This is a genomic window from Staphylococcus sp. HMSC062H10, assembly GCF_001836945.1.
Lineage (GTDB): Bacteria > Bacillota > Bacilli > Staphylococcales > Staphylococcaceae > Staphylococcus > Staphylococcus aureus.
This window is the reverse complement of sequence record NZ_KV830972.1, coordinates 715,929-734,405: the sequence shown is the minus strand read 5'-3', so window position 1 is coordinate 734,405 and position 18,477 is coordinate 715,929. Positions and strand designations below refer to the sequence as shown.

Annotated in this window: 16 protein-coding genes and 1 pseudogene; 16 read left to right on the top strand and 1 reads right to left on the bottom strand. The window is 32.3% G+C overall.

Annotated elements, in window-relative coordinates:
• Positions 1–112: 112 nt before the first annotated feature.
• The 8 genes from HMPREF2658_RS06210 to HMPREF2658_RS06175 all read left to right on the top strand — a co-directional run bounded on the left by HMPREF2658_RS06210 (position 113) and on the right by HMPREF2658_RS06175 (position 8,748).
• The gene (locus HMPREF2658_RS06210; RefSeq protein ID WP_000004341.1) at positions 113–1,774 is read left to right on the top strand and encodes a putative polysaccharide biosynthesis protein; all 1,662 of its coding nucleotides are present in this window, start codon (positions 113–115) and stop codon (positions 1,772–1,774) included.
• Entirely contained in the window at positions 1,771–2,466 is a 696-nt protein-coding gene (locus HMPREF2658_RS06205; protein WP_001217114.1) for a pseudouridine synthase, read from the top strand. Before HMPREF2658_RS06210 ends, HMPREF2658_RS06205 begins: the two co-directional genes overlap by 4 nt.
• Positions 2,467–2,482: 16 nt before the next feature.
• On the top strand, positions 2,483–2,905 hold the full coding sequence (locus tag HMPREF2658_RS06200) for a YtxH domain-containing protein (protein WP_001051862.1): 423 nt from the start codon (positions 2,483–2,485) through the stop codon (positions 2,903–2,905).
• A 205-nt stretch (positions 2,906–3,110) separates the two neighbouring features.
• Positions 3,111–4,520, top strand: a complete 1,410-nt coding sequence (gene sapep, locus HMPREF2658_RS06195; protein ID WP_000265417.1) for an Mn(2+)-dependent dipeptidase Sapep — start codon at positions 3,111–3,113, stop codon at positions 4,518–4,520.
• Positions 4,521–4,523: 3 nt separating this feature from the next.
• The gene (dat, locus tag HMPREF2658_RS06190) at positions 4,524–5,372 is read left to right on the top strand and encodes a D-amino-acid transaminase (RefSeq protein ID WP_000411087.1); all 849 of its coding nucleotides are present in this window, start codon (positions 4,524–4,526) and stop codon (positions 5,370–5,372) included.
• Between the two features lie 550 nt (positions 5,373–5,922).
• Positions 5,923–6,714: a phosphotransferase family protein gene (locus HMPREF2658_RS06185; protein ID WP_000434765.1), complete on the top strand. Its 792-nt coding sequence runs from the start codon at positions 5,923–5,925 to the stop codon at positions 6,712–6,714.
• Positions 6,715–6,728: 14 nt separating this feature from the next.
• Positions 6,729–7,373 carry a tRNA (guanosine(46)-N7)-methyltransferase TrmB gene (trmB, locus tag HMPREF2658_RS06180; RefSeq protein WP_001266159.1) on the top strand — a complete coding sequence of 215 codons (645 nt, stop codon included), beginning with the start codon at positions 6,729–6,731 and terminating at the stop codon, positions 7,371–7,373.
• A gap of 532 nt (positions 7,374–7,905) precedes the next feature.
• Positions 7,906–8,748 carry a YtnP family quorum-quenching lactonase gene (locus HMPREF2658_RS06175; protein ID WP_001622208.1) on the top strand — a complete coding sequence of 281 codons (843 nt, stop codon included), beginning with the start codon at positions 7,906–7,908 and terminating at the stop codon, positions 8,746–8,748.
• A gap of 124 nt (positions 8,749–8,872) precedes the next feature.
• On the opposite strand, the gene HMPREF2658_RS06170 is transcribed toward HMPREF2658_RS06175, so the two are convergent.
• A complete protein-coding gene (locus HMPREF2658_RS06170) occupies positions 8,873–9,184 on the bottom strand; it encodes a PepSY domain-containing protein (protein ID WP_000163826.1) in 312 nt (103 codons plus the stop codon).
• 86 nt (positions 9,185–9,270) lie between these two features.
• Here HMPREF2658_RS06170 and HMPREF2658_RS06165 point away from each other — a divergent pair, with 86 nt between their 5' ends.
• The 8 genes and pseudogenes from HMPREF2658_RS06165 to HMPREF2658_RS06130 all read left to right on the top strand — a co-directional run.
• A complete protein-coding gene (locus tag HMPREF2658_RS06165) occupies positions 9,271–10,347 on the top strand; it encodes a M42 family metallopeptidase (protein ID WP_001024573.1) in 1,077 nt (358 codons plus the stop codon).
• Between the two features lie 64 nt (positions 10,348–10,411).
• The gene (locus HMPREF2658_RS06160; protein WP_000811163.1) at positions 10,412–10,723 is read left to right on the top strand and encodes a thioredoxin family protein; all 312 of its coding nucleotides are present in this window, start codon (positions 10,412–10,414) and stop codon (positions 10,721–10,723) included.
• A gap of 99 nt (positions 10,724–10,822) precedes the next feature.
• Complete coding sequence (locus HMPREF2658_RS06155; RefSeq protein WP_001091394.1) at positions 10,823–11,680, top strand: DUF1444 domain-containing protein; 858 nt, start codon at positions 10,823–10,825, stop codon at positions 11,678–11,680.
• Positions 11,681–11,708: 28 nt separating this feature from the next.
• Complete coding sequence (ytpR, locus tag HMPREF2658_RS06150) at positions 11,709–12,305, top strand: YtpR family tRNA-binding protein (RefSeq protein WP_001048366.1); 597 nt, start codon at positions 11,709–11,711, stop codon at positions 12,303–12,305.
• A 20-nt stretch (positions 12,306–12,325) separates the two neighbouring features.
• The gene (locus tag HMPREF2658_RS06145; protein ID WP_070854256.1) at positions 12,326–16,150 is read left to right on the top strand and encodes a DNA translocase FtsK; all 3,825 of its coding nucleotides are present in this window, start codon (positions 12,326–12,328) and stop codon (positions 16,148–16,150) included.
• A 23-nt stretch (positions 16,151–16,173) separates the two neighbouring features.
• Positions 16,174–17,487 (top strand): UDP-N-acetylmuramate--L-alanine ligase, encoded by a 1,314-nt coding sequence (gene murC / locus HMPREF2658_RS06140; protein ID WP_070854253.1) that lies wholly within the window; start codon positions 16,174–16,176, stop codon positions 17,485–17,487.
• 73 nt (positions 17,488–17,560) lie between these two features.
• Positions 17,561–18,052, top strand: coding sequence for a DUF948 domain-containing protein (locus HMPREF2658_RS06135; protein WP_000383815.1), 492 nt, complete (start codon positions 17,561–17,563; stop codon positions 18,050–18,052).
• Between the two features lie 73 nt (positions 18,053–18,125).
• A pseudogene (locus tag HMPREF2658_RS06130) lies at positions 18,126–18,477 on the top strand (YtxH domain-containing protein); the annotation flags it as partial.

The following is an 18,477-nucleotide window of genomic DNA, read 5'->3' as shown; positions in this document are numbered from 1 at the left end:
ACGACAATGAAATTAAGTTTTGTGATATATTCATAATAATGAAAATTGATTTTACAGAGAAATAGCTTTTAGTTTACAAAACTTTAATAAACATGAGATAGGGAGATTCGTAATGAGTGAAAGTAAAGAAATGGTGCGTGGGACCTTTTTAATTACAATTAGTATTTTGATTACAAAGGTGTTAGGCGTACTTTTTATCATTCCATTCAACTATTTAATTGGTGGACAAGAAAATATGGCGCCGTTCACATACGCTTATGCACCATATAATATTGCAATTGCAGTTGCGACAGCAGGTGTACCATTAGCTGCTTCTAAATATGTAGCGAAGTATAATGCGATTGGTGCATATAAAGTCAGTCAGAAATTTTATAAATCTAGTTTTATTGTCATGAGTATTACCGGTGTTTTAGGTTTCTTAGTACTTTATTTCCTAGCACCATATATTTCTGAATTAACTTTAGCTAGAAATGTTCACGATAAAAATGGTTGGTCAGTTGATGACATTACATGGATTATTAGAATCATTAGTATGGTTGTTATCTTTATACCTGTATTAGCGACATGGAGGGGTATATTCCAAGGTTATAAATCTATGGGGCCAACAGCAGTGTCAGAAGTAACTGAGCAAATTGCACGCGTGATTTTCATATTAATCGGAAGTTATTTAGTACTAAATGTCTTTGATGGTTCTATTTTATTAGCCAATGGTATTGCTACTTTTGCAGCAGCAGTTGGTGCGATTATTGGTATATTCACACTCTGGTATTACTGGAGAAAGCGTAAGCATAATATTGATCGTATGGTCGAATCTGATTACACAGATATAGATGTGTCATATGGCAAGATGTATAAAGAAATTATTGCTTATAGTATTCCATTCGTTATTGTAAGTTTGAATTATCCATTATTTAACTTAGTAGATCAATTTACACATAACGGTGCTTTATCTTTAGTTGGTATACCTTCACAGTTACAAGATATATTCTTTAATATGCTAAATATGTCAACTAATAAAATTGTAATGATTCCGACATCATTAAGTGCTGGATTTGCAGTAAGTTTAATTCCTTATATTACAAAAACATTTGCAGAAGGTCGCTTACATGAAATGCATCATCAAATTAGAACATCTATTGGTGTATTAATGTTTATAACTGTTCCAGCTAGTATTGGAATTATGGCCTTGGCACAACCATTATTCACAGTTTTCTATGGTTACGATCCAATTGTTTTAGGTCATGACCCTAACCATGATGGTAGTCGCTTATTATTCTACTATGCGCCTGTAGCAATACTAATTTCACTATTAAGTGTAACGGCGTCAATGTTACAAGGTATAGATAAACAGAAATTAACAGTTTATGTTATTTTAGCTTCTGTAGTTATCAAGTTAGCATTAAACTACCCATTAATTATGTTATTCCATACGCCTGGTGCTATTTTAAGTACTAGTATTGCATTATTATTTGCAATTGGATGTAATTTCTATATTCTTAAAAAATACGCGAAATTTAAATTTAGCTATAGCTGGATTCATTTCGCAAAAATATTCTTATACTCATTTATTATGATGTTAGGTGTAGAAGCAGTATTCTTCATTGCGAACCTATTCTTAGAGCCAACAAAACTTGGATATTTAATTATTATCATTTTAGGCGTAACAGTTGGTATTCTAATTTACGGTACAATTACGATTAAAACGCGCCTTGCAGATGAATTTTTAGGTGAAATCCCTGAAAAATTAAGACGTAGAGTTAGGTTTTTACGATGAGAATAGATAAATTTTTAGCAAATATGGGCGTCGGTACACGTAATGAGGTCAAACAGTTACTTAAAAAAGGCCTTGTAAATGTCAACGAACAAGTAATTAAATCACCAAAAGCACATATTGAACCAAAAAACGATAAGATATCTGTTCGTGGAGAATTAATAGAATACGTTGAAAATGTCTATATTATGTTAAATAAGCCAAAAGGTTATATATCGGCAACTGAAGATCATCATTCAAAAACCGTTATTGATTTAATACCTGAATACCAACATCTAAATATTTTTCCGGTTGGTCGTCTTGATAAAGATACAGAAGGGCTATTATTGATAACGAATGATGGTGATTTTAATCATGAATTAATGAGTCCAAACAAACATGTTTCTAAAAAATATGAAGTTATTTCAGCAAATCCTATCACTGAAGAAGACATTCAAGCTTTTAAAGAGGGTGTAACACTGTCTGATGGCAAGGTTAAGCCTGCAATATTAACTTATATTGATAATCAAACGTCACACGTAACAATTTATGAAGGAAAATATCATCAAGTTAAACGAATGTTTCACAGTATTCAAAATGAGGTAATACATTTAAAACGTATAAAAATTGCTGACTTAGAACTAGATAGCAATTTAGAGTCAGGTAATTATCGTTTATTAACAGAAAATGATTTTCACAAATTAAATTATAAATAAAAGGGAGACGATTGATATGGCAAAAGGAAATTTATTTAAAGCAATTTTAGGTATAGGTGGCGCTGTAGCAGCTGTACTTGTTACACGTAAAGATAGTCGTGACAAGCTGAAAGCAGAATATAATAAATATAAACAAGATCCTCAAAGCTATAAAGATAATGCTAAGGATAAAGCGACGCAATTAGGAACAATTGCAAATGAAACAATCCAAGAAGTTAAAAATAACCCTAAAGATTATGCTGCTAGATTGAAGAACGATCCAAAAGCATTTTTTGAAGAAGAAAAATCTAAATTTACAGTTTTGGATAATAAAACTGAAGACAGTATTGAAGAGGGGAAATTTGATGATGAAGGCGGCGCTGCACCAAACAATAATTTGCGTGTAGTTACAGAAGAAGATTTAAAAAAGAATAAGAACGCGTTGTCTGATAAAAAATAAAAAGTTAACTTCTTATTAGATTTATGAAAAGACTAGAGAAAATTTAATAAAAATATAGAGGAATGAAGCGGTTATCGTTGATTTTATGTCAATTCGATAACATCGTTTTGTTCCTTTTTATTATTTTCTGACATCTTATTGTAGTTTTTATATCATTTCATGTAAAATAGAATTTAACTTATAGAAAAAAGGAAGTCGATTTCGAATGTGGAAAGAAAAAGTTCAACAATACGAAGATCAAATCATTAATGACTTAAAAGGATTATTAGCAATTGAAAGTGTGAGAGATGATGCAAAAGCATCAGAAGACGCACCAGTTGGTCCAGGTCCTCGTAAGGCATTAGACTACATGTATGAAATTGCACATAGAGATGGATTTACAACACATGATGTGGATCATATTGCAGGAAGAATTGAGGCAGGTAAAGGAAATGACGTATTAGGTATCTTATGTCATGTTGACGTTGTTCCTGCTGGTGATGGATGGGATAGTAATCCGTTTGAGCCGGTTGTAACAGAAGATGCTATCATAGCTAGAGGTACACTTGATGACAAAGGTCCAACAATTGCTGCTTATTATGCAATTAAGATATTAGAAGATATGAATGTGGACTGGAAGAAACGTATTCATATGATTATTGGTACGGATGAAGAATCTGATTGGAAATGTACTGATCGCTATTTTAAAACAGAAGAAATGCCAACATTAGGTTTTGCACCAGATGCAGAATTTCCGTGTATTCATGGTGAAAAAGGCATTACAACATTTGACTTAGTTCAAAATAAGCTTACTGAAGATCAAGATGAACCTGATTATGAATTAATAACTTTTAAATCTGGTGAACGTTACAACATGGTACCTGATCATGCAGAAGCAAGAGTGCTTGTTAAAGAAAATATGACAGATGTTATTCAAGACTTTGAGTACTTTTTAGAACAAAATCATTTACAAGGTGATAGTACTGTTGATAGTGGCATTCTAGTTTTAACAGTTGAAGGTAAAGCGGTTCATGGTATGGATCCATCTATCGGTGTGAATGCGGGTCTTTACTTACTAAAATTCTTAGCATCATTAAATCTTGATAATAATGCACAAGCGTTTGTAGCATTTAGTAATCGCTACTTATTTAATTCAGATTTTGGTGAAAAGATGGGAATGAAATTCCATACAGATGTCATGGGTGATGTGACAACTAACATTGGTGTTATTACATATGATAATGAAAATGCGGGTCTTTTCGGTATCAACTTGCGCTACCCAGAAGGATTTGAATTTGAAAAAGCTATGGATCGTTTTGCAAATGAGATTCAACAATATGGCTTTGAAGTGAAATTAGGTAAAGTCCAACCACCACATTATGTTGATAAAAATGATCCTTTTGTACAAAAGTTAGTTACTGCATATAGAAATCAAACAAATGATATGACTGAACCTTATACTATAGGTGGCGGTACTTATGCGAGAAACTTAGACAAGGGTGTAGCATTTGGCGCAATGTTTAGTGATTCTGAAGATTTAATGCATCAGAAGAATGAATATATCACTAAAAAACAGTTATTTAATGCAACTAGTATTTATTTAGAAGCAATTTATTCATTATGTGTGGAGGAATAATATATGGAAAAAATTTTTTTAAATGGTGAGTTTGTAAGTCCAAGTGAAGCAAAGGTTTCATACAACGACAGAGGATACGTATTTGGCGATGGTATTTATGAATACATTCGCGTATATAATGGTAAGTTATTTACAGTAACGGAACATTATGAAAGATTTTTACGTAGTGCCAATGAGATTGGTTTAGATTTAAATTATTCTGTAGAAGAATTAATTGAACTATCTCGTAAATTAGTTGATATGAATCAAATTGAAACTGGGGCAATTTATATTCAAGCAACGCGTGGTGTAGCTGAAAGAAATCATAGCTTCCCGACACCTGAAGTAGAACCAGCAATTGTTGCTTATACAAAGAGTTATGATCGTCCTTATGATCATTTAGAAAATGGTGTGAATGGTGTTACCGTTGAAGATATCCGATGGTTACGTTGTGACATTAAAAGCTTGAACTTATTAGGAAATGTATTAGCAAAAGAATATGCTGTGAAATATAATGCAGTTGAAGCAATCCAACATCGAGGCGAAACTGTCACTGAAGGATCTTCAAGTAATGCTTATGCAATTAAAGACGGTGTGATTTATACACATCCGATTAACAACTATATTCTTAATGGTATTACACGAATTGTAATTAAAAAAATTGCCGAAGACTATAACATCCCATTTAAAGAAGAAACGTTTACTGTAGATTTCTTGAGAAACGCAGATGAAGTTATTGTTTCAAGTACTTCAGCTGAGGTTACACCTGTTATTAAATTAGATGGTGAACCAGTTAATGATGGTAAAGTTGGCCCAATTACACGTCAACTACAAGAAGGATTTGAAAAGTATATAGAGTCACACAGTATTTAAAATTCTTTCATCATATTTTTAGATTAAATTACTTAAATTTATCAACTTTCGTAAGTGAATTATGTTATAATTTAAAACGAAGCTTAAAAGTGTTGTTTAGAAAACACATATTAGTAAAAAGTGCCATTTTGTTTCTCATTTTCAGTTGAAATATAATGATAAAAATTATAAAATTTTCTATGAGTTACAAATATGATGTGCATCATATTTTACTAAGTACGTAAATGTTACAGTTTATAAATTTATGCTAACCATGAAAATGGGATAGCAATTATTTTGAAAACTAGAGTTTATCGCCTACAAAAGTTACAAAAACATGTAGTTTTAGACACGGAAACATTTTATGTCAAGTAAGTGACTATAGAATGTATGGTGTCAATGACAGACATTACGATTTAAATTTAGTCGTGTAATGTAGACATTGGTTGAGGATTTAAAATAATTATCTGGACATAAAATTTGTACCAGTATGGTGTTATAAATTAGAATATATGGCTCTTGAAAAACCTATTTCTAGAGCCATTTTCTAATTGAAAGTGAGGTGGACGAGTTGGAGCAGTTTTATCAATTAGGGTGGACACTTGATTCTGCAGGTGGTGCATCTGGTGAAGCATATATGGCTGAACAAGATGGACAAAAGTTGTTTTTAAAACGAAATTCAAATCCATTTATTGCGGCATTATCAGCAGAAGGTATTGTGCCCAAATTAGTATGGACGAAACGCATAGAAACAGGCGAGGTTGTTACAGCACAACATTGGAAAAATGGACGTGAACTATCTTCAAACGAAATGAAGCAAACAAGAGTTGCACATTTATTAAAGAAGATACACAATTCTAGACCTTTATTAAGTATGTTAAAGCGTATGGAAATGGAACCTATTACTCCTGAGATTATGCTTAATAAAATTAATGCCTCTTTATCAAGAGAAGTTTTAACACATCATATTGTGAGAAAATCATTAACCTATTTAGAAGAGCATATACCGAGTTTAGATTCGCGTTTTTTCACTGTTGTACATGGTGATGTGAATCATAATAATTGGTTATTATCCGATCGAGATGAACTATTTTTAGTCGATTGGGAAGGTGCAATGATTGCAGACCCGGCAATTGATATCGGAATGCTGCTTTACAACTATGTTCCACAACAACAATGGTCTGAATGGCTTGAGACATATGGAGTTCAAGAGAGCTTGAATTTAAATAAACGTATGAAATGGTATACGGTAATTCAATCTATAGGTCTTGTTCAATGGTATGAAGAGCAAAAAAGATATAAGGATATGAACACTTGGCTTAAATTCCTAAATGAAGTTATGAATAGTAACATGTTTATTTAAGAGGAGAATAAAATATGAGAGTTCGATACAAACCATGGGCTGAAGATTATTTAAAAGATCATCCTGAATTGGTTGACATGGACGGCCAACATGCAGGGAAAATGACTGAATGGTTTGATAAAACGCAACCGATACACATTGAAATTGGTTCGGGTATGGGGCAGTTTATTACAACATTAGCTGCTCAAAATCCTCATATTAACTATATTTCAATGGAACGTGAGAAAAGTATCGTTTATAAAGTATTGGATAAAGTTAAAGAGATGGGTTTAACAAATTTAAAGATTATTTGTAATGATGCCATTGAATTAAATGAATATTTTAGAGACGGCGAAGTTTCGCGTATTTACTTGAACTTTTCAGATCCATGGCCAAAAAATCGTCATGCAAAACGACGTTTAACGTATCATACGTTTTTAGCGTTGTATCAACAAATCTTAAATGATGAAGGAGATTTACATTTTAAAACTGATAACAGAGGACTATTTGCTTACAGTTTAGAAAGTATGTCTCAATTTGGAATGTATTTTACAAAAATAAATCTAAATTTACATCAAGAAGACGATGGCAGTAATATTTTAACAGAATATGAAAAGAAATTTTCGGATAAAGGGTCACGTATTTATCGTATGGAAGCGAAATTCCATTCACAAAAATAAAGCACTTATGAGGGTATGTACACATACAATCATAAGTGTTTTTTCGTACTATAATGGTTCTATAGATAAAGCATATTGGTTCTATAATAAATCGGACGATGAAAAAATTTTTTTACTTTTCATCTGGTCGATTTTTTTGATTTTGAATATAAAAAAGGTTCTTCATCTTATATGGTGGAAAGGTGGAACTTCCTGTTTTTTTAATACAAAAAAGCGCTATTGCCTCTATAATTTAAAGTGACCAAACCTAAACTAAAGGAGAAAATTGCGCCTATGAACAATGCTATACTAAATACCTTTGATTTAAAAGAATAAAGCTTGCATTTTACTTGGAAATTTTAATTATTAATTTAAAATTACAGTCCGATGGTTATGATGCATTTACTTATAATATGATTGCATTAATCTTTATAAGTAGTTGGAAGTGTATTAGTGTGGGGCGTTTCGTTTTTGTTCGCATTTATGAATAGTGATATGATGTAATAAACACATGCTAATTGTAATAACGAATACAGAAAGAATAGGTGATGTTATGAAAATCGGGGATATATCTATTCATTATCTAAATGGCGGAAATACAAAAATGGATGGCGGTGCAATGTTTGGTGTTGTTCCGAAGCCGTTGTGGTCAAAGCAATACAATGCAAATGAACGAAATCAAATCAATTTACCGACACATCCAATTTTGATTCAAACGGCTCAATATAATTTGATTATAGATGCGGGTATTGGTAATGGTAAATTATCTGAAAAGCAATTACGTAATTTTGGTGTAGATGAAGAAAGTCATATAATTGCTGATTTGGCAAATTATAATTTAACGCCAAAGGATATTGATTATGTGCTAATGACACATATGCATTTTGATCATGCTGCCGGTTTGACTGATCAAGCGGGACATGCAATTTTTGAAAATGCGATTCATGTTGTGCAACAAGATGAGTGGCATGAGTTTATTGCACCTAATATAAGAAGTAAATCAACTTACTGGGATAAGAATAAAGGCGATTATAGTAACAAGTTGATTTTATTCGAAAAACATTTTGAACCGGTTCCGGGTATCAAGATGCAACATAGTGGAGGTCATAGCTTTGGCCACACGATCATTACGATTGGAAGTCAAGGAGATAAAGCAGTTCATATGGGTGATATATTCCCGACTACTGCACATAAAAATCCTCTATGGGTAACGGCATATGATGATTATCCTATGCAATCGATTCGTGAAAAGGAACGCATGATACCATATTTTATTCAGCAACAATATTGGTTCTTGTTTTATCATGATGAAAACTACTTTGCTGTAAAATACAGCGATGATGGTGAAAACATAGATGCATATATTTTACGTGAAACATTAGTTGATAATCACTAAAATAAAGAAGTATTACTAAACAAATTTTCAAAAATAAAAAATTGAGCCACATCCTATCTTACTAATTAGGGCGTGGCTCATTTTTAAGTTTTACGATCCAAATCAAATATGGATAAAATTCGTATTAACGCTCTACAATGTTAATGACTTCACCAGTATATGCATCTGCATAAAAATCATAATGAATATTTTGACCATTTTTAATAGTTGTAATTCCACCTTGATAAACTAAACGGTATTTATCAGTTTCAGGATGAACGAATGGTTCATAAACGATATATGAGCCTTTGACATTCATAAAATATGATTTTACTTCATTAAGTACTTTAACGGGATTATAGCGTTTACGATTAATAAATTGGATGATTGAAATGGTAGAAATAATTACAATAGCTACTGCAATTATTGTTGGAATTATATATTTCAGTTTAGTCATCATTTATGCTCCCTTGATTTCAAATTCATATCATTAGTTTACCATATTGAAGATGATATAATAACTTATAAGGAGTGAGAACTTTTATGAACATAAATAAAAAAGTAACATTACAACGAATTCAAACTTTAACTGAGCTTCATGGGGCACCAGGTTTTGAAGAAGAAGTAAAAAATTATATGACTCAGCAAATGGCGCCGTACGTAGATGAATTTATTGAAAATCGTATGGGTGGTTTTTTTGGTGTGAAAAAATCTAAAAATCCAAATGCAAAACGTGTAATGATTGCAGCACATATGGATGAAATTGGATTTATGATTACAAACATCACTAAAAATGGAATGATTCAATTCACAAATTTAGGTGGTGTTGCAAATGATATTTGGCAAGGACAACGCTTAGTAATTAAAAATAGAAATGGCGATAAAATTATCGGTGTTGTTTCTAATATACCTAAACATTTTCGTACTGGTAGTGAAGGTGCACCGGAAATTAAAGATTTAACATTAGATATAGGTGCTCAAAATGAAGATGAGGTGCGTGAGCGCGGAATAGATATAGGAGATACAATTGTACCTCACACGCCATTCACACAGTTATCTGAACATCGATATAGTGCTAAAGCATGGGATAATCGTTATGGTTGTGTCTTGGCAATTGAAATACTAGAATTATTAAAAGATATAGAATTAGATGTAGACTTGTATGTTGGCGCAAATGTTCAAGAAGAGGTTGGATTACGAGGTGCGAAAGCATCTGCAGAGATGATAGACCCAGACGTTGCATTTGTAATTGATTGTTCACCTGCCAATGACGTTAAAGGAAACCAACCATTATCCGGTGAACTTGGTAAAGGTACGTTAATTCGCATAAAAGACGGTACAATGATTTTAAAGCCTGCATTTAGAGACTATTTATTAAAGTTAGTAGAAGCACATGACATTGAACATCAATACTATATGTCACCAGGTGGAACAGATGGTGGAGAAATTCATAAAGCTAATATTGGTATTCCGACTGCAGTTATTGGTGTATGTGCACGATATATTCATAGTACAGACTCAGTATTTGATATAAGAGACTATTTTGCAGCTAGATCTTTACTTTCAGAAGCCATTTGTAATTTAGATAATAATCAAATAGAAACATTACAATATAAATAATCGGGTAATAACAATTATTATCCCTAAATAGTTATATATAATCATTAATTAAGGAGACATAAAAATGAAACAACTTGAATCAGAACAACAATTTGAATCTTTAAAACAAGGTGCTACAGTATTTGAATTCACTGCAGGCTGGTGTCCAGATTGTAGAGTGATAGAACCAGATTTACCGGAATTAGAAGCGAGATATCCTATGTTTGACTTCGTATCAGTAGACCGTGATAAATTTATGGATATTTGTATTGAAAATGGTATTATGGGGATTCCAAGTTTTCTAGTATATAAAAATGGAGAACTGCTTGGAAGTTATATTGGAAAAGAACGAAAATCAATTGAACAGATAGATGCATTTTTAGCTCAATACGTGTAATTTAGACTAGAGAAAAACGGGGTAATACTCGTTTTTCTCTGTTACTATGTGTTGATTTATTGTAAACTATTATAAGGTGCGAAATTAGGAGTGTTACATATGAATACCTTTCAAATGAGAGATAAATTAAAGGAACGTTTAAGCCATTTAGACGTTGAATTTAAATTTAATCGTGAAGAAGAAACTTTGCGTATTTATCGAACAGATAATAACAAAGGTATCACGATTAAACTTAACGCTATAGTCGCAAAATATGAAGATAAAAAAGAAAAAATTGTAGATGAAATTGTTTATTACGTTGATGAAGCTATTGCACAAATGGCAGATAAAACCCTTGAGAGTATATCATCTAGTCAAATTATGCCTGTCATTAGAGCGACTAGCTTTGATAAAAAAACTAAACAAGGTGTTCCTTTTATCTATGATGAGCATACTGCAGAAACAGCGGTTTATTATGCAGTCGATTTAGGAAAATCATATCGTCTAATTGATGAAAGCATGTTAGTGGATTTGAAGTTAACTGAACAACAAATAAGAGAAATGTCTCTGTTTAATGTTAGAAAATTGTCTAATTCATATACGACTGATGAAGTAAAAGGTAATATTTTTTACTTTATTAACTCAAATGACGGGTATGATGCAAGTAGGATACTAAATACTGCATTTTTAAATGAAATTGAGGCGCAATGTCAAGGCGAAATGCTCGTAGCAGTGCCACACCAAGATGTGTTAATTATTGCAGACATACGCAATAAAACAGGATATGATGTGATGGCACATTTAACAATGGAATTTTTCACTAAAGGTCTAGTTCCAATTACATCATTATCCTTTGGATATAAACAGGGTCATCTTGAACCGATATTTATTTTAGGTAAAAATAATAAACAAAAAAGAGATCCAAACGTGATTCAGCGTTTAGAAGCAAATCGTCGTAAATTTAATAAAGATAAATAGAAATAATTGGATAAGGAGTTTTGTCATAATGAATTTATTTTACAATCCTAAATATGTAGGAGATGTCGCATTTTTACAAATTGAACCAGTTGAAGGTGAATTAAACTACAATAAAAAAGGTAATGTTGTTGAAATTACTAATGAAGGTAATGTTGTAGGTTATAATATTTTTGAAATTTCAAAAGATATATCAATTGAAGAAATAGGTCATATTAAATTAACTGATGAGCTTGTAAATGTATTCCAAAAGCGTATTTCAGAAGCTGGTTTTGATTATAAATTAAATGCTGATCTATCACCGAAATTTGTAGTTGGCTACGTTGAAACTAAAGACAAACATCCTGATGCAGATAAATTAAGTGTACTAAATGTAAATGTTGGAAATGACACATTACAAATTGTATGTGGCGCGCCTAACGTTGAAGCTGGACAGAAAGTTGTTGTTGCTAAAGTAGGTGCAGTGATGCCTAGCGGTATGGTAATTAAAGATGCTGAATTACGTGGTGTTGCCTCAAGCGGTATGATTTGTTCAATGAAAGAATTGAATTTACCTAATGCACCTGAAGAAAAAGGTATTATGGTATTAAATGACAGCTATGAAATTGGACAAGCATTTTTTGAATAATTAAGGAAGGTAGTGAAAATATGAGCTGGTTTGATAAATTATTCGGCGAAGATAATGATTCAAATGATGACTCGATTCATAGAAAGAAAAAAAGACGTCAAGAATCACAAAATATAGATAACGATCATGACTCATTACTGCCTCAAAATAATGATATTTATAGTCGTCCGAGGGGGAAATTCCGTTTTCCTATGAGCGTAGCTTATGAAAATGAAAATGTTGAACAATCTGCAGATACTATTTCAGATGAAAAAGAACAATACCATCGAGACTATCGCAAACAAAGCCACGATTCTCGTTCACAAAAACGACATCGCCGTAGAAGAAATCAAACAACTGAAGAACAAAATTATAGTGAACAACGTGGGAATTCTAAAATATCACAGCAAAGTATAAAATATAAAGATCATTCACATTACCATACGAATAAGCCAGGTACATATGTTTCTGCAATTAATGGTATTGAGAAGGAAACGCACAAGTCAAAAACACACAATATGTATTCTAATACTACAAATCATCGTGCTAAAGATTCAACTCCAGATTATCACAAAGAAAGTTTCAAGACTTCAGAGGTACCGTCAGCTATTTTTGGCACAATGAAACCTAAAAAGTTAGAAAATGGTCGTATCCCTGTAAGTAAACCTTCAGAAAAAGTTGAGTCAAATAAACAAAAATATGATAAATATGTAGCTAAGACGCAAACGTCTCAAAATAAACAATTAGAACACGAGAAACAAGATGATAGTGTTGTCAAACAAGGAACTGCATCTAAATCATCTGATGAAAATGTATCATCAACAACAAAATCAACGCCTAATTATTCAAAAGTTGATAATACTATCAAAATTGAAAACATCTATGCTTCACAAATTGTTGAAGAAATTAGACGTGAACGAGAACGTAAAGTGCTTCAAAAGCGTCGATTTAAAAAAGCGTTGCAACAAAAGCGTGAAGAACATAAAAACGAAGAGCAAGATGCAATACAACGTGCAATTGATGAAATGTATGCTAAACAAGCGGAACGCTATGTTGGTGATAGTTCATTAAATGATGATAGTGACTTAACAGATAATAGTACAGAGGCTAGTCAGCATCATACAAATGGAATAGAGAATGAAGCTGTATCAATTGATGAAAATAAACAAGCGTCGATACAAAATGAAGACACTAATGACGCTCATGTAGATGAAAGTCCATACAATTATGAGGAAGTTAGTTTGAATCAAGTATCGACAACACAACAATTGTCAGATGATGAAGTTACGGTTTCGGATGTAACGTCTCAACGTCAATCAGTACTACAACATAACGTTGAAGTAAATGAACAAGATGAACTAAAAAATCAATCCAGATTAATTGCTGATTCAGAAGAAGATGGAGCAACGAATAAAGAAGAATATTCAGGAAGTCAAATCGATGATGCAGAATTTTATGAATTAAATGATACAGAAGTAGATGAGGATACTACTTCAAATAGCGAAGATAATACCAATAGAAACGCCTCTGAAATGCATGTAGACGCTCCTAAAACGCAAGTGCACGCAGTAACTGAATCTCAAGTTAATAATATCGATAAAACGGTTGATAATGAAATTGAATTAGCGCCGCGTCATAAAAAAGATGACCAAACAAACTTAAGTGTCAACTCATTGAAAACGAATGATATGAATGATGGTCATGTTGTTGAAGATTCAAACATGAATGAAATAGAAAAGCAAAACGCAGAAGTTACAGAAAGTGTGCAAAACGAAGCAGCTGAAAGTGAACAAAATGTCGAAGAGAAAACTATTGAAAACGTAAATCTAAAGAAACAGACTGAAAAGGTTTCAACTTTAAGTAAAAGGCCATTTAATGTTGTCATGACGCCTTCTGATAAAAAGCGTATGATGGATCGTAAAAAGCATTCAAAAGTCAATGTGCCTGAATTAAAGCCTGTACAAAGTAAGCAAGCTGTGAGTGAAAGCAAGACTGCGAGTGAAGCCACACCATCATCAAGCTCTGAATCACAAGAGTCAAATACAAATGCATATAAAATAAATAATATAACATCAAACAATGTTGAGAACAATCAACTTATTAGTCATGCAGAAACAGAAAATGAATATCAAAATGCACAACCATATTCAGAGCAGAAACCTTCTGTTGATTCAACTCAAACGGAAATATTTGAAGAAAGTCAAGATGATAATCAATTGGAAAATGAGCAAGTTGATCAATCAACTTCGTCTTCAGTTTCAGAAGTAAGCGACATAACTGAAGAAAGCGAAGAAACAACACATACAAACAATACTAGTGAACAACAAGATAATGATGATCAACAAAAAGATTTACAGCCTTCATTTTCAAACCAAAATGAAGATACAGCTAATGAAAATAGACCTCGGACAAACCAACCAGATGTTGGAACAAATCAAGCTGTACAAACATCTAAGCCGATGATTCGTAAAGGCCCAAATATTAAATTGCCAAGTGTTTCATTACTAGAAGAACCACAAGTTATTGAGCCGGACGAGGACTGGATTACAGATAAAAAGAAAGAACTTAATGACGCATTATTTTACTTTAATGTACCTGCAGAAGTACAAGATGTAACTGAAGGTCCAAGTGTTACAAGATTTGAATTATCAGTTGAAAAAGGTGTTAAAGTTTCAAGAATTACGGCATTACAAGATGACATTAAAATGGCATTGGCAGCGAAAGATATTCGTATAGAAGCGCCAATTCCAGGAACTAGTCGTGTTGGTATTGAAGTTCCGAACCAAAATCCAACGACGGTCAACTTACGTTCTATTATTGAATCTCCAAGTTTTAAAAATGCTGAATCTAAATTAACAGTTGCAATGGGGTATAGAATTAATAATGAACCATTACTTATGGATATTGCTAAAACGCCACACGCACTAATTGCAGGTGCAACTGGATCAGGGAAATCAGTTTGTATCAATAGTATTTTGATGTCTTTACTATATAAAAATCACCCTGAGGAATTAAGATTATTACTTATCGATCCAAAAATGGTTGAATTAGCTCCTTATAATGGTTTGCCACATTTAGTTGCACCGGTAATTACAGATGTCAAAGCAGCTACACAGAGTTTAAAATGGGCTGTAGAAGAAATGGAAAGACGTTATAAGTTATTTGCACATTACCATGTACGTAATATAACAGCATTTAACAAAAAAGCACCATATGATGAAAGAATGCCAAAAATTGTCATTGTAATTGATGAGTTGGCTGATTTAATGATGATGGCTCCGCAAGAAGTTGAGCAGTCTATTGCTAGAATTGCTCAAAAAGCGAGAGCATGTGGTATTCATATGTTAGTAGCTACGCAAAGACCATCTGTCAATGTAATTACAGGTTTAATTAAAGCCAATATACCAACAAGAATTGCATTTATGGTATCATCAAGTGTAGATTCGAGAACGATATTAGACAGTGGTGGAGCAGAACGCTTGTTAGGATATGGTGATATGTTATATCTTGGTAGCGGTATGAATAAACCGATTAGAGTTCAAGGTACATTTGTTTCTGATGACGAAATTGATGATGTTGTTGAATTTATCAAACAACAAAGAGAACCGGACTATCTATTTGAAGAAAAAGAATTGTTGAAAAAAACACAAACACAATCACAAGATGAATTATTTGATGATGTTTGTGCATTTATGGTTAATGAAGGACATATTTCAACATCATTAATCCAAAGACATTTCCAAATTGGCTATAATAGAGCAGCAAGAATTATCGATCAATTAGAGCAACTCGGTTATGTTTCGAGTGCTAATGGTTCAAAACCAAGGGATGTTTATGTTACGGAAGCAGATTTAAATAAAGAATAATTATGAGTAAGGAGTTTTATATAATGACACACTATCATTTTGTCGGAATTAAAGGTTCTGGCATGAGTTCATTAGCACAAATCATGCATGATTTAGGACATGAAGTTCAAGGATCGGATATTGAGAACTACGTATTTACAGAAGTTGCTCTTAGAAATAAGGGGATAAAAATATTACCATTTGATGCTAATAACATAAAAGAAGATATGGTAGTTATACAAGGTAATGCATTCGCGAGTAGCCATGAAGAAATAGTACGTGCACATCAATTTAAATTAGATGTTGTAAGTTATAATGATTTTTTAGGACAGATTATTGATCAATATACTTCAGTAGCTGTAACTGGTGCACATGGTAAAACTTCTACAACAGGTTTATTATCACATGTTATGAATGGTGATAAAAAGACTTCATTTTTAATTGGTGATGGCACAGGTATGGGATTGCCTGAAAGTGATTATTTCGCTTTTGAGGCATGTGAATATAGACGTCACTTTTTAAGTTATAAACCTGATTACGCAATAATGACAAATATTGATTTCGATCATCCTGATTATTTTAAAGATATTAATGATGTCTTTGATGCATTCCAAGAAATGGCACATAATGTTAAAAAAGGTATTATTGCTTGGGGTGATGATGAACATCTACGTAAAATTGAAGCAGATGTTCCAATTTATTACTATGGATTTAAAGATTCGGATGACATTTATGCTCAAAATATTCAAATTACGGATAAAGGTACTGCTTTTGATGTGTATGTGGATGGTGAGTTTTATGATTACTTCCTGTCTCCACAATATGGTGACCATACAGTTTTAAATGCATTAGCTGTAATTGCGATTAGTTATTTAGAGAAGCTAGATGTTACAAATATTAAAGAAGCATTAGAAACGTTTGGTGGTGTTAAACGTCGTTTCAATGAAACTACAATTGCAAATCAAGTTATTGTAGATGATTATGCACACCATCCAAGAGAAATTAGTGCTACAATTGAAACAGCACGAAAGAAATATCCACATAAAGAAGTTGTTGCAGTATTTCAACCGCACACTTTCTCTAGAACACAAGCATTTTTAAATGAATTTGCAGAAAGTTTAAGTAAAGCAGATCGTGTATTCTTATGTGAAATTTTTGGATCGATTAGAGAAAATACTGGCGCATTAACGATACAAGATTTAATTGATAAAATTGAAGGTGCATCGTTAATTAATGAAGATTCTATTAATGTATTAGAACAATTTGATAATGCTGTTATTTTATTTATGGGTGCAGGTGATATTCAAAAATTACAAAATGCATATTTAGATAAATTAGGCATGAAAAATGCGTTTTAATATGTTTATAATAGAGTAGTATGGGTATTTATTATTAATGACATTATTACATGTTAATTAGGAGGCGTTTTTAATGGATTGGATTTTACCAATTGCTGGAATTATCGCTGCGATTGCATTCTTAATTTTATGTATCGGTATCGTAGCTGTATTAAATTCTGTTAAGAAAAACTTAAATTATGTTGCAAAAACACTTGACGGTGTAGAAGGTCAAGTTCAAGGTATTACTCGTGAAACAACAGATTTACTTCATAAAGTAAACCGTTTAACTGAGGATATCCAAGGCAAAGTAGATCGTTTAAACTCAGTTGTAGATGCTGTTAAAGGTATCGGTGACTCAGTACAAACGTTAAACAGCTCTGTAGATCGTGTAACAAATTCAATTACACATAATATTTCTCAAAATGAAGATAAAATCTCACAAGTTGTTCAATGGTCAAATGTTGCAATGGAAATTGCAGACAAATGGCAAAATAGACACTACCGTCGTGGAAGTGCAAATTACAAAGCTAATAATGTAGCAACTGATGCAAATCATAGCTATACTTCTCGAGTAGATAAATAATTAATAATTAAACAAATGCACTTAAATGAGGTTGTTACTTATTTAAGTGCATTTGTTATAGGAGGATATACAAATGACGCAACAACAAAATAATAAAAGAACATTAAAAAATAAACACACTTATCAAAATGAACCATTACCAAACCGTAAAGATTTTGTTGTTAGTTTTATAACTGGCGCGCTTGTTGGTTCAGCTTTAGGCTTATATTTTAAAAATAAAGTTTATCAAAAAGCAGATGATTTAAAAGTCAAAGAACAAGAACTGTCGCAAAAGTTTGAAGAAAGAAAAACGCAACTTGAAGAAACGGTTGCCTTTACAAAAGAACGTGTTGAAGGATTTTTAAACAAATCTAAAAATGAACAAGCGGCATTGAAGGCACAACAAGCAGCAATAAAAGAAGAAGCAAGTGCAAATAATTTAAGTG

Coding starts and splice junctions, on each gene's coding strand:
- HMPREF2658_RS06210 (WP_000004341.1), top strand. CDS start 113: ATGAGTGAAAGTAAAGAAATGGTGCGTGGGACCTTTTTAATTACAATT.
- HMPREF2658_RS06205 (WP_001217114.1), top strand. CDS start 1,771: ATGAGAATAGATAAATTTTTAGCAAATATGGGCGTCGGTACACGTAAT.
- HMPREF2658_RS06200 (WP_001051862.1), top strand. CDS start 2,483: ATGGCAAAAGGAAATTTATTTAAAGCAATTTTAGGTATAGGTGGCGCT.
- sapep (WP_000265417.1), top strand. CDS start 3,111: ATGTGGAAAGAAAAAGTTCAACAATACGAAGATCAAATCATTAATGAC.
- dat (WP_000411087.1), top strand. CDS start 4,524: ATGGAAAAAATTTTTTTAAATGGTGAGTTTGTAAGTCCAAGTGAAGCA.
- trmB (WP_001266159.1), top strand. CDS start 6,729: ATGAGAGTTCGATACAAACCATGGGCTGAAGATTATTTAAAAGATCAT.
- HMPREF2658_RS06175 (WP_001622208.1), top strand. CDS start 7,906: ATGAAAATCGGGGATATATCTATTCATTATCTAAATGGCGGAAATACA.
- HMPREF2658_RS06170 (WP_000163826.1), bottom strand. CDS start 9,184: ATGACTAAACTGAAATATATAATTCCAACAATAATTGCAGTAGCTATT.
- HMPREF2658_RS06165 (WP_001024573.1), top strand. CDS start 9,271: ATGAACATAAATAAAAAAGTAACATTACAACGAATTCAAACTTTAACT.
- HMPREF2658_RS06160 (WP_000811163.1), top strand. CDS start 10,412: ATGAAACAACTTGAATCAGAACAACAATTTGAATCTTTAAAACAAGGT.
- HMPREF2658_RS06155 (WP_001091394.1), top strand. CDS start 10,823: ATGAATACCTTTCAAATGAGAGATAAATTAAAGGAACGTTTAAGCCAT.
- ytpR (WP_001048366.1), top strand. CDS start 11,709: ATGAATTTATTTTACAATCCTAAATATGTAGGAGATGTCGCATTTTTA.
- HMPREF2658_RS06145 (WP_070854256.1), top strand. CDS start 12,326: ATGAGCTGGTTTGATAAATTATTCGGCGAAGATAATGATTCAAATGAT.
- murC (WP_070854253.1), top strand. CDS start 16,174: ATGACACACTATCATTTTGTCGGAATTAAAGGTTCTGGCATGAGTTCA.
- HMPREF2658_RS06135 (WP_000383815.1), top strand. CDS start 17,561: ATGGATTGGATTTTACCAATTGCTGGAATTATCGCTGCGATTGCATTC.